The sequence below is a fragment of the Vibrio sp. 2134-1 genome, from assembly GCF_033339495.1.
This window is the reverse complement of the sequence record NZ_JAWOUS010000600.1, coordinates 1-621: the sequence shown is the minus strand read 5'-3', so window position 1 is coordinate 621 and position 621 is coordinate 1. Positions and strand designations below refer to the sequence as shown.

Sequence of the window (621 nt, the reverse complement as noted above, 5' to 3'; positions counted from 1 at the left end):
ATCAAGCTGGTTTGTTCAGCCGGTTTAGCAACCACAGTGTTACCCGCAACAAGCGCCGCGGTTACTTGACCAAGGAAAATCGCCAGAGGGAAGTTCCAAGGGCTAATACAAACGAACACACCGAGGCCTTCACGGCTTGAAATGCGTTTCACACCATCGAAACCTTCCAGTTCAAATGGTTGTAGGTTTTGTGCTTGTTTTGCGTAGTAACGACAGAAATCAACCGCTTCACGAACTTCATCAATGCTGTCGTGAATGGTTTTACCCGCTTCTTGATGACAAATCGCCACCAACTCCGCCAAGTTTGCTTCCATCAGGTCAGCAAGTGTTTCTAAACACTTCGCTTTTTGCTCAATCGCAGTGCCTTTCCATTCTGGGAATGCCGCTTGCGCCGCTTCAATCGCAGCGGAAACATGATCAAGAGTTGCAAAAGCGACTTGACCCACTTCAACACGACGATCGTAAGGCGCGGTAATGATCTCAGCGAGGTTTTCCTTGATCATGCTTTCGGCAAAACGCTCACCGTTGATCACAGGGCCCGCAATCCACTTATTGTTTAGGAAGCTTTCAACTTGCGCTTCAAATGGTTTTGCTTCGCTTTCGATATCGATGTTGACGCCG

General features: G+C 48.3%; 1 protein-coding gene. It reads right to left on the bottom strand.

Annotated features, from left to right (window positions below):
- On the bottom strand, positions 1-621 hold a 621-nt coding region (locus R7R78_RS27460; protein ID WP_225474775.1), incomplete at both ends, for an aldehyde dehydrogenase family protein.